An 8,210-nucleotide genomic window follows, 5' to 3' on the forward strand; every position below is an offset into this window, starting at 1 on the left:
CTACTGGCGGTCGGGGCGCGCCACCGGGGAAGAATTCTGCCGGGGGCGGATCGTCGCGTTCGGCAGCTCCGGGGCGGGCAGCCAGCTCTGCCCCTCGGCGTTCCTGTCCGGGCCGCCGTGGCCGACGTAGCCCTCCACCCGGCCGAAGCGCTCGGTGCGGGCCTGCCACTGCTCGCGGAACGTCTCGATCTCCGAGTAGTCCCGGGCGACGAAGTTCCACCACATGAGGATCTGCTCGCCGAAGGGCTCCCCGCCGAGCAGGATGGCGTAGACCTCCTCGTCGGAGGTGTTGGCCACGTGCAGGGTCTTCTCCCCCACGCCCGTGTAGCCGATCGCGGCGCGGGGGATGTCGACGCCCTCCAGCTGCAGCCCTGGGGCGTCGGCAAGCAGGCCGTGCTCGAAGTCGGGGTTGACGGCGACGACGAACTCCTGGCCCGGGGCGACCCGCAGCTCCGCGCCGAGCAGCGGGGTGTGGGTGGTGACGGGGCTTTCCTGCCCGAACAGGGAGCCGATGAACACGCGCGCCTCCCCCGCGCTCTTCGGCGGGTGCAGGCTGGTCAGGCGGAAGGGCTCGGGGACGTGGTGCTCGAAGGCGCGGGGAGCGGTGCTTCTCGACGCCTCCGGCAGCGCCACCCACAGCTGCACTCCGTGCAGCGTCGTGGTGCCCTCGGTGGAGGTCTCGGAGTGGCAGATGCCGCCGCCGGAGGTCATGAGGTTGACCTCCCCCGGCCGGACCAGGCCGCGGTTGCCGCCGGAGTCGATGTGCTGGATCTCGCCCTCGAACAGCCAGGACACCGTCTGCAGGCCGGTGTGCGGGTGCGGGGCGACGTCCATGCCGCCGGTGAGCGAGACGTCGTCGGGGCCGTAGTGGTCGGCGAAGCACCACGCGCCGATCATGGAGCGCTGCCGCTGCGGCAGTGTGCGGCGCACGTTCATCGCGCGCGGCCCGCCGAGGGGGACCTCGCGCGAGGTGAGGATCTCCACCTTCGCGCCCGCGCAGCCGCCGTCCTCGAGCACGTGTCCTGCGGGGTTGGCCTCGATGTTGCTCATGCGCCAAGGGTACATGTTGCCAAGGGTTGTTGACGGGGCTACATATGTACGGGTGAATTCGCTATCTGGTGGGCTCCTCCTCGCCCTCGCCCTGCTGACCGCCGCCGGCCCGCTGGGCATCGACATGTACCTGCCCGGCCTGCCCTCGCTGACCGAGGAGCTGGGCACCACGCCGGCGATGGCGCAGCTGACAATCACCGGCTTCATGGCCGGCATGGCGGTGGGAAACCTGCTCTTCGGCGCGATCTCCGACTCCACTGGCCGCAAGCGCCCCATCCTCGTCTCCTCGGCGGTGTTCTTCCTCGCCTCCGTCCTGTGCGCCCTGGCCCCCTCGATCGAGCTACTCATCGCGGCGCGCGTGGTGCAGGGCCTGGCGGGAGGCACGGCGATGGTGGTCGCCCGGGCGATCATCCCGGACGTCGCGCACGGTCGCGCCGCGGCGCGCGCCTTCTCCGGGCTCATGGCGATCACGGGCTTCACCCCGGCGATCGCCCCGGTCCTCGGCGGCGTCCTGCTGCCCGCCTTCGGCTGGCGCGGCGTCTTCTGGACGCTCGCGGCCGTCAACGTCGCGCAGTTCGCCGTCGCGCTCTTCCTCGTCGGCGAGACGCTGCCCGCTTCCCGACGCTCCGACCGCGCCCTGAGGGGCCTGTTCCCCCGCATCGGCCGCTGCCTGCGCCGCCCCGCCTTCGTCGGCTACATGCTCGCCTCGGGCCTGGGCTTCGGCTCCCTGTTCTCCTACATCGCCGCCTCCCCGCTCGTGCTGCAGTCGCAGCTCGGGGCCTCCCCCACCCTCTACGCGGCGCTGTTCGGCTCGATGGCCCTGCTCATCCCCGCCTCCAACGCGATGAACATGCGGGCTGTGAACCGCTTCCACCCGCGCACGCTGCTGCGCACCGCGCTGGGCGCGAACCTCGTGGTCGGGGTCGTGCTGTTCGCCCTGTCGCGGCTGGACCCGGCGCTGCCCGTCGTCGTCGCGGTGCTCGCGACGCTCTCGCTCATGGCCGGGTTCATCATGGCCAACGCCACGGCGCTGGGGGTGGAGACGATCCGCGACATCGGCACCGGCTCCGGCAACGGGGCGATGGGCTTCTTCCAGTTCGTCGTCGGCGGCACCGTCGCGCCGACCGTGGCGCTGGGAGCGAACCACCTGCAGACGATGTCGCTGTCCGTCATGGTGTGCGCGGCCCTGGCACTGGTTGCCGTGCTGGCGCTGACGCCCCGCTACAGCTCCGGCAGCTCGTCGCCCGCGGCCGGGTAGGAGGTCTGCGCGCCGCGGCGGGTCGCGGCGAAGGCCCCGACGCGTCCGGCGTAGCGTGCGGCGTCGAGAAGCCCGTCGCCCTCGGCGAGGCGGTGCACGAGCGCGCCGACGAAAGCGTCGCCCGCGCCGGTGGAGTCCACCGACTCGATGAGCGCGGGCGGCACGGCCACCACGTCAGCGCCCTCGGCGACGACAGCGCCCCGGGCACCGCGGGTGACCACCACGGAGGCGAACCCCAGCTGGCGCAGCTCGGCGGCCATCTTCTCCTCGGACTCTGCGGGAGCAGCGCCGAACATCTCCAGCACTAGCCCGGCCTCGTGCTCGTTGACCACCAGCGGGTCGGCGCGCAGCAGGTCATCGCGATCCACCGGGACCACCGGCGCGAGGTTGACCACCACGCGGGCGGTGGCGGCGCGCACCGCCGCAGAAAAGCCCGACGCCGGGATCTCGCCCTGCAGCAGCACGATGTCGGCTGCGGCGACGGTGCCGGCGGAGGCGGTGACTTGGGCGTCGTCAAGCGATGCGTTCGCGCCGGGCACGACGATGATGGTGTTCTCCCCGTCGTGCGAAACGGTGATCACGGCCAAGCCGGTCGCCCCCGGCACCACCTCGACGGCGGCGAGGTCCACCCCGGAGGAGCGCAGGTGCTCGAGCGCTGCGTCGGCGTAGGCGTCGTCGCCGACCGCGCCGACCATGCGCACGTCCGCGCCGAGACGGGCCGCGGCGACGGCCTGGTTGGCCCCCTTGCCGCCGGCGGAGACGCCGCCATCGGCGCCGATCAGGGTCTCGCCGGGCAGCGGGTGGCGCTCCACGAGCACAAACAGGTCCGCATTAATCGAGCCGACGACGGTGATGGAACCCACGCGCAAGACCTTTCCGACGGTGCCGCTTCACTAACAGGTTTCAGCTTAGCGGCCGGGGTCCGCGTTGCGGGGTTTTTGTTGTGGGGTGCGGGGCGCTCGAAGTCCGCAATGCGGAGTCGTGCGGGGAATCGAACCCTATGGAAAGTCCGCATTGCGGAGTTTTCCTGACCGGAACTTTCCCCCCGAAAGTCCGCACTGCGGAGATTGCCCGGGGAGCGTAGGGGTGCTAATTGTCCGCATTGCGGACTTCCCCGGGCCCTAGATAATGCGCCGCTCGCGAGCCTTGTCGACTGCCGCCGTCCGGTTGTCAACGCCCAGCTTGGTGTAGATGTGAATGAGGTGCGTCTTCACGGTCGCCTCCGAGATGAACAGCCGGGCGGCGATCTCCCGGTTCGAGGCGCCGGTCTGCAGCGCCTGGAGGATCTCGATCTCGCGAGCGGACAGCGCCTCGTCCGGGCGCATGACGCGCTCGGCGAGCACGCCCGCGACCTGGGGAGAGAGGACGCGCTCGCGGCGTGAGGCGGACACGACGGCGTCGTGAAGCTCGCTCTCGGGCGCGTCCTTGAGCAGGTAGCCCATCGCCCCGGCCTCGACGGCGGCGACGACGTCGGCCTGGGTGTCGTAGGTGGTGAGGATGAGCACCGGCGGCCCGCCCGCGGCGACGAGGCGGCGCGTGACCTCGATGCCGTCGGCGCCGGGCATCTGGATGTCGCTGACCACCACGTCGACGTTCTCGGGCACCTCCACGTCCCCGGAGGCGCCTTCGGCGACAACCTCCATGTCGCCGAAGGAGTCGAGCACGGCGCGCAGGCCGGCGCGGACGACGGGGTGGTCGTCGATGAGCATGACGCGGATCATCTAGCGCTCCTTCAGCGGGATTGTCGCGGCGAGCACGTTGCCCTCCACCGTTAGTTCCCCGCCGGACTCCTCCACGCGGGCCCGCAGGCCGTTCAGGCCGAAGCCCTCGGGCCCGGTGATGCCGCGCCCGTTGTCGAAGACGTCGACGGTGACAACGTCACCCAGCATATCCACCGTGACCACGGCCTCGGTGGCGTTCGCGTGCTGCACCACGTTGCTCAAACCTTCGCGCACGACGCGCTCGCTAATCGACGCCACCGGCTCCCCCACGTCGGCCGCGTTGACGCGCACGGTCAGCGGCGCCCCGAGCGCGCGCTGGCGCTCCTCTGCGGCCCGCGCCAGCCTCTCGATGCGCTGTGGCAGCGGCTCCCGGGGCCCCGCGTTGACGGCGACGAAGCGGCGCGCCTCCGCCAGGTTGTCCGCGGCCGTCCGGCGGATGGTGTCCAGGGTGCGCCGCGCGTCGTCGTCCGTGATCTGCTTGTCTAGCGCGCGACCGAGCAGGACGATCGAGCTCAGTCCCTGCGCCATCGTGTCGTGCACCTCGCGCGACAACCGCGCGCGCTCCTGGTTCACGCCTGCCTCGTGCTCCGCAGCGGCGAGCTCCATCTGCGCCGCGTGCAGCTTGTGCGCGATCTGCTTGTAGTGCTCCGCCTCCCCCCGCAGCGCCTTGTAGGACAGGACGATGAAGACGGCCAGAAGCGTTCCGATGGTTGGGCCGATCACTCCCCCGACGCCGCTCATCGGGTAGGTGATCGAGACCGTGAACGCCAGGATCGCCGCCGACACGAGGACGCCGGGCGCGAGAGGCAGCAGGTAAATCGACAGGATGACCAGCGGGAACTCCAGCCACACGAAGGCCGGGGAGGCCAGAGCCAGCGCCACCCACAGCGCGCACACCGCCACCAGCCACGCCCAGGCGGCGGGCCTGCTGTACGGGTAGTTCTCGTTGTGCCACACCGTGCCCGCCAGGTACACCACGGAGAAGATGCCGGCGATGACGAGCAGCCACGGGGTGCGCCAGGCCGAGTACAGGCCCACCACGAGCAGGACCGCGACCAGCACGTGCAGGCTCACGCGGAGGAAGACGAGGACGCGGCTGGTGTGGGTCATGGGTTTCTACGGTAGCGTCCGCAGGCGGGATACCCGGCGGAGAAGGAATCAACCGATCGGTTGATCCCAGGTTCAACCGCCCGCCCGATGTGCCAAGTCCCTGCTCAGGGCCACAATTGGGGCATGTTCGTAGGAATTAGGGAAATCGCGGCCGCCAAGGGCCGCTTCAGCCTGATCGTGGGTGTCGTCGGGCTGATCACTCTGCTCGTTGTCATGCTCACGGGGCTCACCTCCGGCCTGGGCAAGCAGAACACCTCCGCGCTCGAGGCGCTCAACCCCGCCTCCGTGACGTTCCAAAACATGGACGAACCGTCGTACACCACCTCGCGTGTCGACGCCACCGCCGGCGCCACCCCCCTCGGCACCGGCCAGACGCTCATGAAGAAGGCCGACGGCTCCGACGAGTCCGTCGCCGTTTTGGGCCTGCCCGAGGGCACGACGCTTCCCGGCGGCCAGACGCTCGGCACCACGGCCGTCGCCTCTCGCGGCCTGGGGCTCGCCGAGGGTGAGGAGGTGACGGTCGGTGGGGCGTCGATAAGCGTGGGCTCGCTTGCCGACGACCTCTACTACTCCCACTCCCCCGTCATCTGGGTCCCCACCGCGACGTGGCAGCAGGCGATGCACACCGACGCCGACGGCACGGTGCTGCTCAACAGCGACGACTCGGGCATGAAGCTGGCGCAGTCCTTCAACGCACTGCCGGCCTACGGCTCCGAGCAGGGCTCGCTGAAGATGATCCAGGGCTTCCTCTACGCCATTGCCGCGCTGGTCACGGTCGCCTTCCTCACCGTGTGGACGATCCAGCGCACCCGCGACCTGGCCATCCTCAAGGCCATCGGCGCCTCCAACTCTTACCTGCGCAAGGACGCGCTCGGCCAGGCCGGGCTGATCCTCGCGGTGGGTGTGATCGCCGGTGCCCTGATCGCCCTCGGCCTCGGGGTCGTCGCCGCGAAGGCCGCCCCCTTCAGCCTCGGCGTTTTCTCCGTCGTCGGCCCGCCGCTGGCCCTGTGGCTGCTCGGCATGGCCGGCGCCTGGCTGGCCACCCGCTCCATCACCAAGATCGAACCGCAGCTCGCACTCGGAGGTATCGCCTAAATGCTCACCATGAACAACGTCACCGTCACCTTCCAGGACGGCCAGGAGCGGCTCACCGCGCTGGACAACATCTCCTTCGAGGCCACCCCCGGGCACCTCACCTTCATCGTCGGCGAGTCCGGCTCCGGCAAGTCCACCCTGCTCTCCGCGGCGGCGGGCCTGCTTAACCCGGACTCCGGCGAGGTGCTCGTCGACGGCACCCCGGTCAGCGACAAGATCCGCCTGGACAAGATCGGCATGATCTTCCAGCAGGCCAACCTCATCGGCTCGCTCAACGTGCGCGACCAGCTGCTGGTCACCGACCACATCCGCGGCATCAAACCCCGCCGCGAGCGCGCAGACGAGCTGCTCGCCACCGTTGGCCTGGACGGCCTGGGCGGGCGCAGGATGCAGCAGCTCTCCGGCGGCCAGCGCCAGCGCGTCGGCATCGCGCGAGCGCTCATGGGCGACCCGGCGCTGATCCTGGCTGACGAGCCCACCGCCGCGCTCGACTCCGAGCGCTCCCACGAGATCGTCGCCCTGCTGCGCAACCTGGTCACCGAGCGCGGCATCGCCGGCGCCTTCGTCACCCACGACCGCGGCCTCATCTCGGACGCCGACGCGGTCGTCGAGGTCCGGGACGGGCAGGTCACCGCCCTGGAGCGCGCGCTGGCGTAGCCTTCACCGCACGAGCGGGCGCGTCCACGCCGTCAGCGTGACCCCCGCGACCAGGGCCAGGATCGCCGTAGCCAGCAGCGTGCCGGGGAGGAACCCGGCATCCACCGCAACGGCGCCCAGCGCCGAACCGGAGGCGATGCCCACCTGGAAGGTCACCACGTAGATGGCCGAGGCGCGGTCCTGGTTGTCGCGCCCCGCGAAGAGGAACAGCGTGGTCGCCACCGTGGGCAGGGCGCCCGCCCCCACGCCGATGACCGCCACCAGCAGGAACACCAGCGCGACCGCCCACCGCCCCGGCGCCGCAAGAGCCGCGAGCCCCGCCGCCGCGGCGAGGACCAGCAGCACCTGGGAAAGCCCGTTCATGCGCAGCATCCGGGCGTCCACCCGCCTGCCGGCCGACACCACCCCCAGGATGCCGAAGACCCCGTAGAGGACGAGGCCGGGGGCGACGAGCCCGTGCCCCGAGGTGCGCTCGATGATCAGCCCGAGGTAGGTGTAGGTGGAGAACACCGCGGTCACCGCGAGCAGCAGGAACACCACCAGGGAGGTCAGCGCGGCGCGGGAGCGCCCGGACTCCTGCCCCGCAGTAGGCGCGACCGCGGGCATCGACGGCAGCGTGGACAAGAGGACCGCCACCGAGGCGACCACCGCGGCGCCGAGGATCCAGGTGGAGGCCCTCCACCCCAGCAGACCCCCGACGAAGGTCGCCGCCGGGGAGCCCACCACCAGCGCCATGGTCGAGCCCATCGACACCACCGCGATCGCCTTGCCCGTCCGCCCGGGGCCGACCAGGCGCGCCGCCATCGGGTTGACCAACGACCAGAACACGCCGTGGGTCAGCGCCGCCACGACGCGGGCCACCGCGAGCATGGCGTAATTGACCGCCGTGGCCTGCAGCACCACCCCCGCGAGCAGGAAAAACAGGGTGGCAATGAACACGGGGCGCCGGTCCAGCGTGCGCGTCAGCGCAATGAGCGGCAGGGTCACCGCGGCCACCACCCCGGCGTAGACCGTCATGAGCAGTCCGATGCGTCCCTCGGTGACACCGAGGTCCGCCGCCATCGGGGTGATGAGGCCGACGGAGAACATCTCGTAGGTGACGTAGACGAAGGCGGCGAAGCCCATGGCGACGAGCGGGACGAGGGGGAAGCGGTCTGTGGTGGGCACAGCAACAACCTAGACCTTATGCGGAGCGCGCGCGAACGCCCCATTCCTGGGAAGCTCCTGAGCGGACGTGTTAGATTACCGTTCACATGCCGCACCGCCCCCGACCCTGTCTCCTATACACATCCCTCGCTTCCCACGCTCGACTCACCCGG

Annotated in this window: 8 protein-coding genes; 3 read left to right on the top strand and 5 right to left on the bottom strand. The window is 70.8% G+C overall.

The genetic code is table 11. The annotated features are described in order from the left end of the window. On the bottom strand, positions 1 to 1,050 hold the full coding sequence (locus DYZ02_RS07245; RefSeq protein ID WP_115685638.1) for a pirin family protein: 1,050 nt from the start codon (positions 1,048 to 1,050) through the stop codon (positions 1 to 3). Positions 1,051 to 1,102: 52 nt separating this feature from the next. Here DYZ02_RS07245 and DYZ02_RS07250 point away from each other — a divergent pair, with 52 nt between their 5' ends. Beyond that, positions 1,103 to 2,308, top strand: a complete 1,206-nt coding sequence (locus DYZ02_RS07250; RefSeq protein ID WP_115685639.1) for a multidrug effflux MFS transporter — start codon at positions 1,103 to 1,105, stop codon at positions 2,306 to 2,308. Here the strand turns inward: DYZ02_RS07250 and DYZ02_RS07255 are convergent. The 3 genes from DYZ02_RS07255 to DYZ02_RS07265 form a co-directional block, all read right to left on the bottom strand. After that, positions 2,272 to 3,171, bottom strand: coding sequence for a ribokinase (locus tag DYZ02_RS07255; protein ID WP_115685640.1), 900 nt, complete (start codon positions 3,169 to 3,171; stop codon positions 2,272 to 2,274). The genes DYZ02_RS07250 and DYZ02_RS07255 overlap by 37 nt on opposite strands. 258 nt (positions 3,172 to 3,429) lie before the next feature. Continuing rightward, positions 3,430 to 4,029, bottom strand: coding sequence for a response regulator (locus DYZ02_RS07260; protein WP_115685641.1), 600 nt, complete (start codon positions 4,027 to 4,029; stop codon positions 3,430 to 3,432). After that, the gene (locus DYZ02_RS07265) at positions 4,030 to 5,139 is read right to left on the bottom strand and encodes a sensor histidine kinase (RefSeq protein WP_115685642.1); all 1,110 of its coding nucleotides are present in this window, start codon (positions 5,137 to 5,139) and stop codon (positions 4,030 to 4,032) included. 123 nt (positions 5,140 to 5,262) lie between these two features. On the opposite strand from DYZ02_RS07265, the gene DYZ02_RS07270 reads away from it, so the two are divergent. Together DYZ02_RS07270 and DYZ02_RS07275 are read left to right on the top strand one after the other, a co-directional pair. Beyond that, positions 5,263 to 6,234: an ABC transporter permease gene (locus DYZ02_RS07270; RefSeq protein WP_115685643.1), complete on the top strand. Its 972-nt coding sequence runs from the start codon at positions 5,263 to 5,265 to the stop codon at positions 6,232 to 6,234. Next, the gene (locus tag DYZ02_RS07275) at positions 6,235 to 6,891 is read left to right on the top strand and encodes an ABC transporter ATP-binding protein (RefSeq protein ID WP_115685644.1); all 657 of its coding nucleotides are present in this window, start codon (positions 6,235 to 6,237) and stop codon (positions 6,889 to 6,891) included. It abuts the gene before it with no gap. A gap of 3 nt (positions 6,892 to 6,894) precedes the next feature. Here DYZ02_RS07275 and DYZ02_RS07280 read toward each other — a convergent pair whose 3' ends face one another. After that, complete coding sequence (locus tag DYZ02_RS07280) at positions 6,895 to 8,016, bottom strand: MFS transporter (RefSeq protein ID WP_115686418.1); 1,122 nt, start codon at positions 8,014 to 8,016, stop codon at positions 6,895 to 6,897. Between the last annotated feature and the right edge of the window lie 194 nt (positions 8,017 to 8,210).

It is taken from the genome of Corynebacterium senegalense (assembly GCF_900411315.1).
Lineage (GTDB): Bacteria > Actinomycetota > Actinomycetes > Mycobacteriales > Mycobacteriaceae > Corynebacterium > Corynebacterium senegalense.